Origin of the sequence: Tundrisphaera lichenicola (assembly GCF_051175385.1) — a bacterium.
In the GTDB taxonomy this organism is placed as follows: domain Bacteria; phylum Planctomycetota; class Planctomycetia; order Isosphaerales; family Isosphaeraceae; genus Tundrisphaera; species Tundrisphaera lichenicola.
Window position 1 is genome coordinate 2,358,426 of the sequence record NZ_CP195106.1, and the last position, 14,620, is coordinate 2,373,045.

Annotated in this window: 14 protein-coding genes; 6 read left to right on the plus strand and 8 right to left on the minus strand. The window is 63.0% G+C overall.

From position 1 onward, the window contains the following. Positions 1 to 68 precede the first annotated feature (68 nt). The 6 genes from atpF (at position 69) to atpC (ending at position 6,258) form a co-directional block, all read left to right on the plus strand. Positions 69 to 743 (plus strand): F0F1 ATP synthase subunit B, encoded by a 675-nt coding sequence (gene atpF / locus P12x_RS09280; protein WP_435010580.1) that lies wholly within the window; start codon positions 69 to 71, stop codon positions 741 to 743. Then, entirely contained in the window at positions 740 to 1,387 is a 648-nt protein-coding gene (gene atpH / locus P12x_RS09285) for an ATP synthase F1 subunit delta (RefSeq protein ID WP_435010581.1), read from the plus strand. Before atpF ends, atpH begins: the two co-directional genes overlap by 4 nt. After that, positions 1,344 to 3,053, plus strand: coding sequence for a F0F1 ATP synthase subunit alpha (gene atpA / locus P12x_RS09290; protein ID WP_435010582.1), 1,710 nt, complete (start codon positions 1,344 to 1,346; stop codon positions 3,051 to 3,053). The genes atpH and atpA overlap by 44 nt, the downstream gene beginning before the upstream one ends. 100 nt (positions 3,054 to 3,153) lie before the next feature. Beyond that, positions 3,154 to 4,071: an ATP synthase F1 subunit gamma gene (gene atpG / locus P12x_RS09295; RefSeq protein WP_435010583.1), complete on the plus strand. Its 918-nt coding sequence runs from the start codon at positions 3,154 to 3,156 to the stop codon at positions 4,069 to 4,071. 124 nt (positions 4,072 to 4,195) lie between these two features. Further along, a complete protein-coding gene (gene atpD / locus P12x_RS09300) occupies positions 4,196 to 5,632 on the plus strand; it encodes a F0F1 ATP synthase subunit beta (RefSeq protein WP_435010584.1) in 1,437 nt (478 codons plus the stop codon). Positions 5,633 to 5,784: 152 nt separating this feature from the next. Then, positions 5,785 to 6,258 carry an ATP synthase F1 subunit epsilon gene (gene atpC, locus P12x_RS09305; protein WP_435010585.1) on the plus strand — a complete coding sequence of 158 codons (474 nt, stop codon included), beginning with the start codon at positions 5,785 to 5,787 and terminating at the stop codon, positions 6,256 to 6,258. 44 nt (positions 6,259 to 6,302) lie between these two features. Here the strand turns inward: atpC and aroF are convergent, their stop codons facing one another. The 8 genes from aroF to rbfA all read right to left on the minus strand — a co-directional run bounded on the left by aroF (position 6,303) and on the right by rbfA (position 14,587). After that, the gene (aroF, locus tag P12x_RS09310; protein ID WP_435010586.1) at positions 6,303 to 7,316 is read right to left on the minus strand and encodes a 3-deoxy-7-phosphoheptulonate synthase; all 1,014 of its coding nucleotides are present in this window, start codon (positions 7,314 to 7,316) and stop codon (positions 6,303 to 6,305) included. 578 nt (positions 7,317 to 7,894) lie between these two features. Continuing rightward, positions 7,895 to 8,509, minus strand: a complete 615-nt coding sequence (locus P12x_RS09315; protein WP_435010587.1) for an HD domain-containing protein — start codon at positions 8,507 to 8,509, stop codon at positions 7,895 to 7,897. Then, positions 8,481 to 8,981 (minus strand): OsmC family protein, encoded by a 501-nt coding sequence (locus tag P12x_RS09320; RefSeq protein ID WP_435010588.1) that lies wholly within the window; start codon positions 8,979 to 8,981, stop codon positions 8,481 to 8,483. The genes P12x_RS09315 and P12x_RS09320 overlap by 29 nt, the downstream gene beginning before the upstream one ends. A 17-nt stretch (positions 8,982 to 8,998) precedes the next feature. After that, positions 8,999 to 9,739, minus strand: coding sequence for a YebC/PmpR family DNA-binding transcriptional regulator (locus P12x_RS09325; protein ID WP_435010589.1), 741 nt, complete (start codon positions 9,737 to 9,739; stop codon positions 8,999 to 9,001). Positions 9,740 to 9,837: 98 nt separating this feature from the next. Further along, complete coding sequence (locus P12x_RS09330; RefSeq protein ID WP_435010590.1) at positions 9,838 to 12,183, minus strand: tetratricopeptide repeat protein; 2,346 nt, start codon at positions 12,181 to 12,183, stop codon at positions 9,838 to 9,840. Between the two features lie 512 nt (positions 12,184 to 12,695). Continuing rightward, a complete protein-coding gene (locus P12x_RS09335; RefSeq protein WP_435010591.1) occupies positions 12,696 to 13,178 on the minus strand; it encodes a fasciclin domain-containing protein in 483 nt (160 codons plus the stop codon). 148 nt (positions 13,179 to 13,326) lie between these two features. Continuing rightward, positions 13,327 to 14,061 (minus strand): endonuclease III domain-containing protein, encoded by a 735-nt coding sequence (locus P12x_RS09340; protein ID WP_435010592.1) that lies wholly within the window; start codon positions 14,059 to 14,061, stop codon positions 13,327 to 13,329. Positions 14,062 to 14,170: 109 nt separating this feature from the next. Further along, positions 14,171 to 14,587, minus strand: a complete 417-nt coding sequence (rbfA, locus tag P12x_RS09345; protein WP_435010593.1) for a 30S ribosome-binding factor RbfA — start codon at positions 14,585 to 14,587, stop codon at positions 14,171 to 14,173. Positions 14,588 to 14,620: the final 33 nt, after the last annotated feature.

The following is a 14,620-nucleotide window of genomic DNA, read 5'->3' on the forward strand; positions in this document are numbered from 1 at the left end:
GCCGATTGGCCTTCACCGATCATCCCCCGGATCACCCCGAGCCTTTCGGATCGCGAGGTCAATCACCAATGCTCCGGCAATCGATCCTGGCGTTCGGGCTGACGGCCTTGTCGATCGTCCTGATCGTCCCGCTGCACACAGCAATGGGCCAAGACAAGGACCATGCCCCAGCCCAGGCCGCCGAAGTCGGCCATGAATCGGCCGGCGAAGCCCATGGCGAGGGGTCGCCTCCCAACATCATGGAGGTCCAGCCCTCCCTGGCGATCTACACCCTCATCGTTTTCGTCTGCCTTTTGCTCGTCCTGGGCCGTTTCGCCTGGAAGCCGCTGTTGAAGGCGCTCCATGAGCGCGAGGCACACCTGGAACAGGTCCTCCTCGACTCGGAGCGGGCCCGGAATGAGGCCGAGGCCCTGGCGACCCAGAATCGTCGAGAGCTGGCCAACGCGGCCGATCAAGTCCGTGCCCTGATCGACGAGGCTCGTCGCGAGGCCCAGGTCACCGCCGATTCGATCATCCGCAAGGCGCAAGCCGAGGCGGAAGCGGCCCGAGAGCGAGCCGAGCGCGAGATCGCCGGCGCCCGCGATCAGGCGCTCATGGAAATCTGGTCGAAGACGGCAGACCTGGCCGTCTCGGTCGCGGGCCGGGTCCTGAACAAAGAGCTCAATGAGTCCGACCACCGGCGACTCGTGGAAGTCGCCCTGGGTGAGCTACCCGTCAACGGCCAGCAGGGGGCCAGCGCATGACCGCCGGCCCTCAATCGCCCGACGCCTCGGCGGAATTCATCCCCGGCACCGTCTTCGAGGAAGTTGCCCCTGAGCTGACTCGAAACTATGCCGAGGCCCTCCTGAACGCCAGCGGCGAGGAGGCCGAGGCCGTCGTCCTCGAACTCGAAGAGATCGGGACCGACGTCCTCGATGTGCAGCCTCGATTCGCCACGATCCTGGCCTCGCCCTCGATCTCGGTCGTCGAGAAGGATCGGATCCTCAACGATACTTTCGAAGGGCGGGCGCTGCCGACCGTGGTCCGATTCCTCCGGGTCCTGAACCGTCACGGACGGCTCGGGCTACTGACCTCGGTGACCCGCCAGGCCCGCGCGACTCTCGATCGGCGGAGCAACCGCAAGCCGGTGACAGTCCGCTCGGCCGTTGCCCTCGATGAAGGTCAGCAGTCCGCCCTCCGCGACCGGCTGGCCAGCATGATCAACGCCTCGCCGGTGATCAGCCTGGAGGTCGCCCCTTCGCTGATCGGTGGCCTGGTCGTCCAGGTCGGTGATGAAGTCTACGACGCCTCGGTCCGCACCCGCCTCGACGCGATCCGCGGCCGACTCATCGAAAGAAAGACCCATGAAATTCAGAGCCGACGAGATCACTTCAGTTATCCAGCGTGAGATCGAGCAGTTCCAATCCCAGGTCACCCGGACCGAGGTCGGTCGGGTGCTCGAGGTTGGTGACGGCATCGCGCGGGTCCACGGCCTCTCCGGCGTGATGAACGGCGAGATGGTCACCTTCGCCAACGGCGTCAAAGGGTTGGCCCTCAACCTCGAAGAGACCTCGGTCGGCGTGATCATCCTGGGCGAATATACCCAGATCCACGAGGGGGAGACCGTCACCGCGACCGGCCAGCTGCTCCGCGTCCCGGTCGGCGATGCGATGGTCGGCCGGGTGGTCAACGCACTCGGCGAGCCGATCGACAACAAGGGGCCGATCGCTTCCAGTCATACTCGGCTGGTCGAGTCACCCGCCCCCGGGATCGCCGATCGCCAGCCGGTCGACGAGCCGATGCAGACCGGAATCAAGGCGATCGACGCCATGACCCCGATCGGTCGGGGACAACGACAGCTGATCATCGGCGACCGGAAGACCGGGAAGACCGCCATCGCGATCGACACGATCCTGAGCCAGAAGGGCACGGGCGTCATCTGCGTCTACGTCGCGGTCGCCCAGAAGGAATCGACGACCGCCAGCCTGGTCGAGATCTTCCGGAAGCATGGGGCGATGGACTATACCATCGTCGTCGCCTCCGGCGCCAGCGATCCGGCACCGCTCCAGTACCTCGCGCCCTACACCGGCACCGCGATGGCCGAGTACTTCATGTACGAGAAGGGGATGGCCACCCTCTGCGTCTACGACGACCTGTCCAAGCAGGCCGTGGCCTATCGCGAGCTATCCCTCCTGCTCCGCCGGCCGCCGGGCCGCGAGGCCTATCCCGGCGACGTCTTCTACGCCCACTCCCGACTCCTGGAGCGGACGGCGAAGCTCGCCAACAAGTACGTGATCGTCCCCGATAGCACCCCCGCCGACGCCACGATCACCGAGAGTGCGGCGGTCAACGGAAAGGTCTACGTCGGGGTGCCGGGCGCCGAGGAATCGCAGCACGAGCTGTCCAACCACCCGGGCCACAAGGTCGTCAAGACGACCACCTCGGGCGGATCGATGACCGCGCTTCCCCTGATCGAGACGCTGGAAGGTGAGGTCTCGGCCTACATCCCGACCAACGTGATCTCGATCACCGACGGCCAGATTTACCTGCAGCCCGACCTGTTCTTCGCGGGCGTCCGGCCGGCGGTCGACGTGGGCATCTCGGTCTCCCGAGTGGGCGGCAAGGCCCAGATCCCGGCCATGAAGAAGGTGGCCGGTGGTCTCCGCCTCGACCTCGCCGCCTTCCGCGAACTGGAGGCGTTCGCCCAGCTCGGGACCGAGCTGGACAAGGCCACCCAGCAGCAACTCGATCGCGGCTATCGGATGGTCGAGCTGCTCAAGCAGCCCCAGTACCAGCCAATGGACGTGGTCGACCAGGTCATGAGCATCTATGCCGGTTCCGAGGGATACCTCGACGCCGTGCCGATCAAGGAAGTTTCGCGATGGGAGGAGCAGTTCCTCACCTTCATGAGGGAGCGGAAGTCTGAAGTCCGCGACCTCCTGGTGAAGGAGAAGAAGCTCTCAGACGCGGTGGTCGCCGGCCTGAAGGCTGCTCTGACCGAGTTCAAGTCGCAATACCGATCGCCCGCCCCGGCAAGCCCAGCGGCCCCCGCCCTGGCGACCGCGTCGGCCTGATCGATCCCTCGGGAGAGGGCGGCCGGGGCCACGAGCTGGCCCGGCCGCCCTTCCCCGCACCCGTTCCCCGATGACCTGACGGCGAGGCGAGACACCACCGATGGCCAAGGCCCGAGCAATCGTCAAGCGCCGAAAGTCGGTGCAGAATATCCGCAAGATCACGCGGACGATGGAATTGATCGCCACCGCGCGATTCAAGAAGGCGTTCGATCGAGCCACCCAGGCGGAAGCCTACACGCGGAAGATCGCCGAGCTGGTTGCCGATCTCGGGATCTCGGCCGGCGACGTCTCCCACCCCTTGCTGGAAGTCCGCGAGCCGGTCAAACGCTCGCTCCTGCTGATGTTGACCAGCAATCGAGGGCTGGCCGGTGGTTATAATGGCAACGTGATCCGGGTCGCGACCAGGACCCTCCAGGATTACGCCACCGATCATGTCGATTCCCGACTCGAGGTTTCCGGGAAGCGAGGGGTCGCCTTCTGCCGTTTCCGCCAGATCCCGATCGACGCGACCTACCTCCAGTTCGAGGACCGACCGCAGTTCGACGAGGTTGAGGCCCTGGCCAACAATTTCATCGGGATGTTCCTCCGCGGCGAGATCGATCGGGTCGATGTGGCGTACACCCGATTCCTCAACGCCTCCCGACAAGAGGCGGTGGTGGAGACCCTCCTGCCGATGACGGCCGCCCAGGTCGTCCAGGCCGTCAAACCTTCGGCCCCGACCGCATCGACCGCGAAGGATGGCGGGCCCAGGAAAGAGCGCGTCCCCTATGAGTTCGTGCCCGACGCCCAGAGCATCCTCGAAGAAATCGTGCCGGTCTCGTTCAAGGTCCGCCTCTTCAAGTGCTTCCTCGACGCCGCCGTCAGCGAGCAGATCGCCCGGATGGTCGCCATGAGGGGTGCGACCGAGAACGCCGACGACATGGTCAAGAGTCTGACCATGCTCTACAACCGGGCCCGACAGGCCCAGATCACCCGCGAGCTGGCCGAGATTATCGGCGGAGCCGCAGCGCTAGAATAATCGACCTAAGACTCAGGACTGAGGACTCGGGACTCAGTACTGGGACGCACCGGGCGATCACCAGAACAGCATTCCGTTACTCAGACCTGAGTCCTCAGTCCTGAGTCCATCTGCGAGGAAACCCATGGCCACCGCGACCGCGACCGGACAGATCGCCCAGGTGATCGGCTCTACGTTTGACGCCGAATTCGAAGAGGGACACCTGCCCGAGATCTTCAATGCTCTGACCATCGAGACCGAAGAAAAGGGCGTCAAGATCCGCCTGACGGGCGAGGTCCAGCAGCACCTCGGCGGGAACCGCGTCCGCTGCGTCGCACTGGGTTCGACCGACGGCCTGGTTCGTGGGATGACCGTCACCGACACCGGCGGCCCGGTGACCGTTCCCGTGGGCAAGGAAACCCTCGGTCGCGTCTTCAACCTCCTGGGCGAGCCGATCGACGGCCGAGGCCCGGTCCCGGCCAGCGACCACTGGCCGATCCACCGCGACCCGCCCCTCTTCGATAGCCTTTCTCCCAAGACTGAGGTCTTCGAGACCGGGATCAAGGTCATCGACCTACTGACCCCATTCGTCCGAGGTGGCAAGATCGGCCTCTTCGGCGGGGCCGGCCTGGGCAAGACGGTGATCTTGACCGAGCTGATTGCCCGAATCGCCAAGGTCCACAGCGGCTATTCAGTCTTCGCCGGGGTAGGCGAGCGGACTCGCGAGGGGAACGACCTCTGGCTCGAAATGCAAGAGACCAAGATCGGGTCCACGGGCAGGAGCGTCCTCGACTCGACGGTCATGTTCTTCGGCCAGATGAACGAGCCGCCCGGCGCCCGACTCCGCGTGGCCCTCTCGGCCCTGACCAATGCCGAGTGGTTCCGCGACTCGACCGGGGCCGACACCCTCCTGTTCATCGACAACATCTTCCGGTTCAGCCAGGCCGGATCCGAGGTCTCGGCACTCCTCGGCCGGATGCCGTCCAACGTGGGCTACCAGCCGACCTTGGCCACCGAGATGGGCGGCCTTCAGGAGCGAATCACCTCGACCAACAACGGTGCCATCACCTCGGTGCAGGCCGTCTATGTCCCCGCTGACGACCTGACCGACCCGGCCCCGGCCACCACCTTCGGCTTCCTCGACGCCTTCATCGTCCTCCAGCGCTCGATCGCCGAGAAGGGGATCTTCCCCGCGGTCGACCCCCTCGGGTCGTCCTCGCGAATCCTCGACCCTCAGTATGTCGGCCAGGAGCATTACGACGTCGCTCGGCGTGTCCAGACCATCCTCCAGCGCTACAAGGAACTCAAGGACATCATCGCCATCCTGGGTGTCGACGAATTGTCCGAAGAGGACAAGCTCATCGTCCACCGCGCCCGACGGATCGAGCGATTCATGTCCCAGCCGTTCTTCGTGGCCGAAGTCTTCACCAACAAGGAAGGCCAGTACACCAAGCTGCCCGACACGATCAAGAGCTTCCGCGAGATCTGCGAAGGCAAGTGGGATCACCTCCCTGAAGGTGCCTTCCTCTACGTCGGGTCCGTGGATCAGGCCGAGGAACAGGCCAAGAAAATGGCCCGTTGATCGTGCTCCCTCCCGAAGAGGGCGGATCAGCGATTTCGGATCTCGGATCGGGGGGAGATATTCAAACTCCCCGAGCTTGAGATCCGAGATTCGGCCTCTCCCATACCGTTCGACTCCCCGGATCAATCACGAGCCTTCGAAGGTCACCCGTCATGGCAACCGCCAACATCACCGACCCGGATTTCGGGACCTCGACCACCAAGGCCGACGGCAAGAAATTGGGCCATCAGATTCAGTGCGTCGTGGTCACGCCGGAGCGGACCCTGTTCGATGAGGTCGTCGAATTCGTCGCCCTTCCGCTCTTCGACGGCGAACTCGGCGTCCTGCCGGGTCGATCCCCTCTGATTGGCCGCCTGGGCTATGGCGAGCTTCGGACCAAATCCCTGGGTCAGACCCGGCGCTACTTCGTCGATGGCGGGTTTGCCCAGGTCCGCGACGACGTGGTGACCATCCTGACCAACCGTGCCATCCCCTCATTCGTCGTCGATGCGCAGGCCGCCGAGCGCGAGCTTGAGAAGGCCCGCGCCCTCCGGGGATCGACCGAACAGGATCAGGCCGAGCGCACCAGGGCAATCGAGCGTGCCCGCGCCCAGATCCGGATCGCCTCGTACAAAGGCAAGGACTGAGCCGGACCGGGGCCGGTCGATGATTCGATCGGCCCCGGATTCTCTCAGAGCGTCCGGTCGACCGCTTCGGCGATCCTCCGGCAATCGTGCATGAGCTGAGAGAACGCGGCCGGGGTGATGGTCTGCGAGCCATCGCTCATCGCGTGCTCGGGGTCGTCGTGGACCTCGACAATCAGGCCATCGGCGCCCGCGGCGACAGCGGCCTTCGACATCGGAATGACCAGCTTCGCCTTGCCCGTACCGTGCGAGGGATCGACGACCACCGGCAGGTGGCTCTTATCCTGGAGATACGGGACGGTGGCCAGCGGTAGGGTGAACCGGGTGTGATCCTCGTAAGTCCGGATACCCCGCTCGCAGAGCATGACGTTGGGATTGCCCCGGTCGAGGATGTACTCGGCGGCCAGCAGAAACTCGTCGATCGTCGCGCTCATCCCGCGCTTCAGGAGGGCGGGCTTGCCAGAATCACCGACGGCCTGGAGGAGTTGATAGTTCTGCATGTTGCGAGCGCCGATCTGAAGAACGTCGGCGTATCGGGCGACCATCGGGACATGCTCAGGGGCCATGACCTCGGTGACGATCGCCAGTCCAGTTTCCTCGCGGGCCGTGGCCAGCATCTTCAGGCCATCTTCCTTGTGCCCCTGGAAGCTGTAGGGGCTCGTCCTGGGCTTGAAGGCTCCGCCTCGAAGGCCGGTGGCCCCTTTGGCCTTGAGCGTCTTTGCCAAGCCGACAATCTGGGCCTCGCTCTCGACCGAGCACGGGCCGGCGATCACGGCGACTCGATTCCCGCCGACCTCGAGCCCCTGGGTCCGGATCACGGTCCGCTCGGTGGTCAGCTCGGAGGAAGCTCGCTTGTAAGGGGCGAGGATCGGCAAGACTTTCTCGACGCCTTCTCCGGGCTCGAGGACCTCGGTCAGTCCGACCCGCTCCTCGCCGATGGCGGCAATCACGGTGCGTTGAGTGCCCACGAGGACCTGCGGCGACATACCAAGAGCCTTGATGTGGGCGACCATGTGATCCACCTGTTCGGCCGTTGCGTCGGACTTCATGACTACAATCACGGTGACCCGTCCTCCAGGACCCGGCACTCTGCCGGGAAGATCGATCTGAGAAAAGAAGGTTTCGAGGAAGGAAGTCAGAGAACACGAAAAAAGCCCCATGACCTTTCCAGGTCACGGGGCTTTGACGCTTGTTCTGGGGAATTCCGGAACGCTTAGACTCCGCACCCAGCCCGGTGACCGATCGTGATGGACCTGGTAAACCACCAGGACCAGGGACGATAGCCAGCAAACAGGGGGATGAAACGGATCGACTGCAATTCCAGGACTCCAGGGAATCGTATTTTGATGGGAAGAAGCCAGGCCCGACAGCCATCGGGCCTGGCCCCGCGATCTTCTCAGATCAAGCAGAAGATGCGGCTGCCCGACGGGCAACCCGTCGGCTGCCGTTAGGCGAGCCGCCTCTGGTTGTCACTACACACGTAATCACCTCCTCTTCAATAAGGGCCTTCCCGGTCCCGCGGGAGTCCAGCCTCGAGCAAGACGGGGCTTGATCATGTCGTGCCACGCTCGCACGACCCGCGGCGGACGGAGGTGAATCGCGACCGCCAGAAACACTATAGGAAGAGCCCGTCCCGGGATCAAGGAGCCTCCGGGTCGGATCTCGGATTTCCTACATCCTCTCCCGAAACCCGATTCAGTAGAATCCGGCACTCGTCGCCCAGTCGCCGGAGGGCCGGGTTGTCCGTTGTGCAAGCGTCGATCATGGACCCTTGATACCAGAGGACCGAAGCCCGATCGGCGTGGAAGGTATCCCAGGCCGGTCGGCCTTCCCCAAGGTCGAGCTGGATGCAGAGCAAGTTGTGAAGCTTGTCGGCCAAAATCACGGCCCGGGCCGATTCCGGGGCCCTTGTCACGGCGGCGAGATGATCCCGCTTGCGGTCGATCCAGGGTCGCTTGCGGCCCGTCTCATCGAGCTTGGTCTCCGAACAATGCCCGACGATCTCCGCAACCCGGTCGCCGAACTGGTCGGAAACCTGATCGAGAGTGATGTCCGTATCCTCGACGAGATCGTGGAGCAGGCCGGCGATCACGATCTCCTCGTCGAACCCCGCACGATCCAAGATCAGGGCCACAGCCAAGGGATGCTCGATGTAGGGGACGCCGCTCCCCCGGCGAACCTGATCGCGGTGTCCCTGGGCCGCCATCCGCAAGGCTCGCTCGAAGTCAAGGCTCAGGAGCAGTCGGGGGTTCATCGGGGTCCGGCAAGAGGATGGTCGGTACGTTGGTCACCGGGAAATTGACCGATCGTGCGATGAAGCAACTTGCGTGGGCTTTCTCGTGCAACTCGCGAGCGAGGGTGAGGTTGGTCCCGGATTCGACGACCACTCTCGGGTGGAGTTCGACCGAGACGAATCGACCTCCCCCGCCCTCGAAGTGCATCGTGCCGGTCGCCAGGTCCGTATAGGCCAGGACCGAAATCCCGGCCCTGGCGCATTCGGCGAGATAACTCAGCATGTGGCAACCGGCGAGGGCAGCCACGAGGAGATCTTCGGGATTGTGCCTCGATCGATCGCCTCGGAACAGGGCATCGGCCGATCCGAGAAGTCGAGGCTTCCCCTCGATCTCGATGGCGAACTCGCGAGAGTAGCCGGAGTAAGAGGAGGTCGGCCCCTGGGCTGCCCCAGACCACTCCAATCCAACCTGATACCGATGCTCTCGTGTCACGATCGGGCCTCCCCGATTCAAGACTCCAGAAGTTCCTCGGGGACCTCGGCATTATCGAAGGTGTTCTGGACGTCCTCGTTTTCTTCGAGAAGATCCCGAAGGCGAAGCATCCGCTTGCCGAGGTCGGCGTCGAGGCTGATGTAATTCCCGGGGATATAGCTGGTGTCCGCCGACTCGGTGGCGATCTTGTGCTCTTCGAGGGCGATGCGAACCGACTCGAACGCCTTGGGATCGCAGGTGACCTCGAAATATTCGTCCACCCGCTTCAGGTCGTCGGCCCCCGCTTCGAGGACGACCTCCATGAGCTGGTCTTCCGCGACATGCTTGGCCTCGATGACGAAGATCCCTTTATATTCGAACAAGTAGCTGACGCAACCATTCGAGCCGAGGTTCCCGCCGCAGACCTCGAAAGCCTTCCTCAGATCGCCCGCAGTCCGGTTCCGGTTGTCGGTCAGGACCTCGCAGAGAACGGCCACGCCCCCGGGTCCGTAGCCCTCGTAGGTTACCTCCACGAAGTTTTCGGCCTCGAGCTCGCCGGTCCCCTTTTTGATCGACCGTTCGATGTTGTCCTTGGGGCAGCTGTAAGCACGGGCCTTATCGATCGCATACCGGAGCGGGAGGTTCATGGCCGGGTCGCCACCTCCATTCTTGGCGGCGACGTAAATCTTGCGGCAGAGTTTGCTGAACAGCTTGCCGCGTTTGGCGTCTACGGCCCCTTTCCGGTGCGCGATATTCGCCGAATGGGAATGCCCTGCCATAGTTGCATCCAACTCCGGGTCTTGTATCGAGATCGATCAATGGCGACGGTCGGCACCGGTCGATTCCAGGCCGACCGACCATTCTCCGTCAGATTCGGTCAGGGGTTATCGCCCGACTTCGGCTTCGGTGTCGGCACGAGTTGCTTGAGCGATTCGATCTTCTTTCGGATCTCGGAAAGTCGCTTGTCGACCGGCTTGGCCTCGCTCCCCAGTTTCAGGGCCCGTTCCCAGGCTTCTTTGGCCTTTTCGGGAAGCTGAAGTTGGAAGTAGACGTCTCCCAGATGATCGGGAATCGTCGAGTCGGCTCGCGGGTCGGCTTGCGCCTTTTCGAGAGGAGTGACCGCCTCCTTGAACTTGCCGAGTTTGAAGAGGACCCAACCCAGGCTATCTAGGTACGCGTAGTTATCGGGTTCTTCGGTGACCGCCTTCCGGATCATCGAGAGGGCCTTCTCCAGATTCTTCCCCTGGTCCGCGTAGAGATATCCCAGGTCGTTGTTCACGCCCGGATCGTCGGGATTCTTGGCGAAGAGGAGTTCCAGTTCGGCCTCGCCCTTGGCGAAGTCGCCCATGTTCGTGTAGATCGTCGAGAGCGAAGAACGAGCGATCCTCACGACCTCGTCATTGTTCGGGAATCGGTCGATCAAGGCCTTGAAGAGGGCGATCGCCTCGTCGTTCTTACCGCCCTGCATCAGCAAGCTGCCGAGCAGGGCATTGAGATCGGGATTGGTCGCGTCGGCCTTCAAGACATTCCGGAGGGTCTCGATGGCCTCGGCCTCTCGACCGGCCCGGTTCAGCAAGATCACCCCGACGCGGACGATCTCGGGGTCATTCGGTTCCAGCTTGAGGGCATCTCGAACCGTTCCGGAGACATCGTCCGCCTTACCGGCCCCGGATTGGATCTGGGCCAGGAGGATCAGGTTCCGGGCGTTTCTTTCGTCCGGGAACTTACCGATCAACTCCTTCAGGGTTGCCTCAGCTTCGTCATACTTGTTCAGGTCGTAGAGCGTGTAGATCAGCTCTCGATAGACGAGTGGGTTGGGAGACCGGTCGATCGACCACCGGAGGAGGCGGGAGAGTTTCTCGGGGCGCTTCCCTTCGGTCGCGATATTGATCAGCACGACCCAACCATCCTGGGGATCGACCGCCGGGGGATTGCTCGAGATCATCTTCAGGCCGGTGTCGAGGACCTCGTCGGTATAGGCCTGATCGGCTACCAACCCATCGATTTGAGGCTTGACGGCGTCGAACCGCTTGAGGCGGCCGGTTGCCTTGATCAGGAGTTGAAGTAGCTCTTCGGTCTTCTTTTCCTTCACCAACTTCGGGAAATTATCCGCGAAGTCCTGGGTATCGCGCTGTTCGGCCAGGAGGGCGTTGAAGATCTTCTGGGCCTTATCGTCTTGACCGGCTGCCTTGTACCGCTCGGCCAGGGCGTACTGGAGAGGGACGTTTTTGGGGTCGGCCTCGGCATACTTCTCCAGGCGAGGGATGATCTCGCCCTCGCGTTTGAGCGAGGTCAGGATTCGGGCCAGCAGGTCATACGACTCTCGGCCACGCGGTTGACGCTTGAGAAAACGCTCGACGATGGCCAGGGCATCTTCGGGACGGCCCGCTTCCTGATAGGTCTGCGAGAGGAAGAGCAGCAGTAGCGGCTCGTCCGGTTCGTAAACCAGCCCACGCTGGAAGGCCTTGATCGCGAGATCGGTCTTCTTGGCCTGCAGGAAGACCCGTCCGAAGCGGAGATAAGCCTGGGCCTCGTCATTCCCCAGGAATCTCTGGAGATCGGCAGGGGCGAGTCGGGCGTTCGACTTCTCATCGAGGGCTTCGACGACCTTGGCGAAGGAATCAGCCGCCTTGTCGAAACGGAGCGACGCTTCGTAAATCGTCCCGAGTTCGAATTCGATGAAGAGCGAACCGACCGAACTCTTGTCCAGCTTCGGATTCTCCCTCGCTTCGATCAGGAGCGCCTCGACGGTGGGCGCATCATCCTTGAAGTGGCTGACGAGCAAGGAAAGAGTACCGACATCGCCGGGATCGGCGGCGATTACCCGACGACCGTAGGTGACGGCCACGTCATCTCGACCGATCGCGAAATTGATGCGGCAAAGTCGCTTAAGGACCGCAGTCGACTCGGGGTCGCACTCCAGGGCCTTCTCCAACGTCTTTATCGCATCCTGGAATTGACGACCATCTTCCAGGGCCCGGGCAGCCGCATAATAACGAAGCGACTCGACGTGCTTTTGCTCCTGCACCGTCCTGGGATGGGCCGGCACGAAGGCCTTGGGCGGATCCTCGCCGGGGAGTGCATAGTCGCCGGGAGCTAGCCGAGCATTCGGATCAGGAGCGGCCGGTTTGGGAGCCGGCTCCTGTCCCATGGCCATGAGCGGCGAGGCGGCGAGCCAGACCAGCGCCATCAAGGTCGCGAAGCGACGGAACGGACCAACCATGATCTCGTCTCCTCGACCGGGCGTTGAGGGCCTAGACCAATCTCCAACCTCAGATCGGATGTGATATTGACCAGTGGGGCTATCCCCTGGTTTCGCATGCCGCTGGGTTGGATCTGTGATGAAAGCTACGCCCGGACCGCAGCGGCCGAACGGCCTCCCAATGCCCCATCTTAGCAAGGACCGGCCAATCCTGCCAAGGGCTTACGCCGGCCCCGAACCGATGGGGTGCCTCCGCAGATTCTCGGGGGCGGCTTTCGGAGATCTTGGGTGTCATGATCTCGCGAAGCATCAACATCGGCGTGGCCTGGACGTATTCTCATAAAGCCACTCTTCGCGAGAGCATCCAGCCTAATCACCAAACTTCAAGAATCTGCGGATACCCGACCGATGCGTGAGATTTTCTCGACGAACATTCCATCGAGCAGGTCGGTTCTTCGAACCAGATTCACCCGACACGGAGGCGTGCCGGGCGACGTCTGTGGCCAGTATGGTGGCCGAGCATACCGATTCAATTACTTGGCGGGGGGCAAGATCACGGTGTCGATCACGTGAATGACGCCATTGCTGGTCTCGATGTCGGTCTTGACGACCTTGGCACCATTGACCATGACCTTGCCATCGGCGACCTTGACGTTGACTTTCGAGCCTTCGACCGTCTTGACGGCCTTGCCATCGAGCTTGACCACGTCGGCGGCCATGGCCTTGCCGGGGATCACGTGGTAGGTCAGGATCGCGACCAACTTCTCTTTGTTCTCGGGCTTGAGCAGGCTCTCGACGGTCCCCTCGGGCAGCTTCGCGAAGGCCTCATCGGTCGGGGCCAGGACGGTGAACGGGCCTTCGCCCTTGAGCGTGTCGACCAGGCCGGCGGCCTTGACGGCGGCGACCAGGGTCTTGAACGATCCGGCGGCGACGGCGGTGTCGACGATGTCCTTCTCGGCGGCGAAGGCGGGGGTCGAGAGGGCGACGAGGGCGAGGGCGGCGAAGAACTTGCGCATGACGGAGAGCTCCCTGACGTAAAAAAGTTTGGTCATGTCCATAGTTGAGCCATCTCGATAGCAAGACGGCTTCAACCCTTGCCAAACTGTTGTAGGCGGGAACTCCCGAGAGTCCATCGCTTCGCCGAAGTTTTTTCGAAAATCCGTCCTATTTGGGCTTCCCCGATTTCCCCTTAACCGGGGCCTTGGCCGCCGAAGCGACCGGTTCAGCCTTGTGGGAAAGCCCCGTCGGACAGACCTTCCGGAGTTCGCAGGCCGGACAGTCGGGCTCCCCTTCGACGCATGTATCATGCGCCAGGGCTTCGATGAGTTCGCCGAATTCCGCCCCCCGGTTCTTGGGGACCGCGCGTTCGAGGAGCCCGCGAAGGGTCGGGATATCGGTCGCCTCTTCCGCCACGCCGAGGCGGAGTAAGGCCCGGAGGCAGGAGGCATCCACCGGGATCGCGTGTCCGGCCAGGGCCAGTCGAGTGACCGTCGCCAGGACGAAATCCGATCCCATCGCGTCGTATTCTTCGAGGGCCTTGATCGAATCCTTCTGAGGCTTCTTCGTCAGCGCGTCCAGATTGAACCCGTAGGTTTTCTCGAACATCTGCCGGAGAAAACGCCGGATGCGGAAGGCTCGCCCTTCGACATCGGTCATCCCGGCCAGGACCCCTTGGATCTCCTCCAGGGAGCTGACGCGGACTTCGTTCCAGTCGAAGAAGTCGCCCTTGAAGCGAGCAAGGGCCTGATTGGCTTGCTCGCGAGTGGAGTCCTCGTGGCAAATCGCGTAGACGACCGCCTCGAGGATCGACATCTTCTCGACGATCGGTCCCACCTTGTAGCGCTTCTTGAGAAGGGCCTGGACATCGGTGAGAAACTGCGCTTTGCTCGGTGTGGCCATGGGCTTGCACGTTCGCGGGCGGTGGTAGGTGAGGTATGATAGCTGGCCTCGATCGAGGGTCCAGCTCCGGGGTCTTCCGAGGCGTTGAGCCGAAAGCAGGGCGGCTGGATCAGTCGGGGCCGCCGGGCGAGCCCTCCGCATCGGGTTCGATTTCGGGGTCAGCGACCGGGATCGGGGGAATTTCCCCGGCCAAGGCGTCGTCGATGAGCTTGGACATCTCGATCGAACGCTTGATCCCGATGTCTTGCTTGAAAGTGATGTGGGGGGTAGTCCGGGTCTGCAATCGGGCCGCCACTTTCGCCTGGAGGAAACCAGCCGCGCTCTGGAGTCCCTTCATGGCCAGCTTCTGCTCCGACTCCGATCCCATGACCGAGACGTAGACCGTCGCGTTCCGGAGGTCGCCTGTCACCTCCGATCGGAGGACGGTGATCCCGGTAACTCGGGGGTCGGAGACCTCGAAGAGGATCGAAGAAGAGACGACTTCCCGGATCGCCTCGGCCACCCGGAGTGCTCGGTGTGACGACATGGTGGATGGATCTCGCGGCGAGTTCGTGACGAT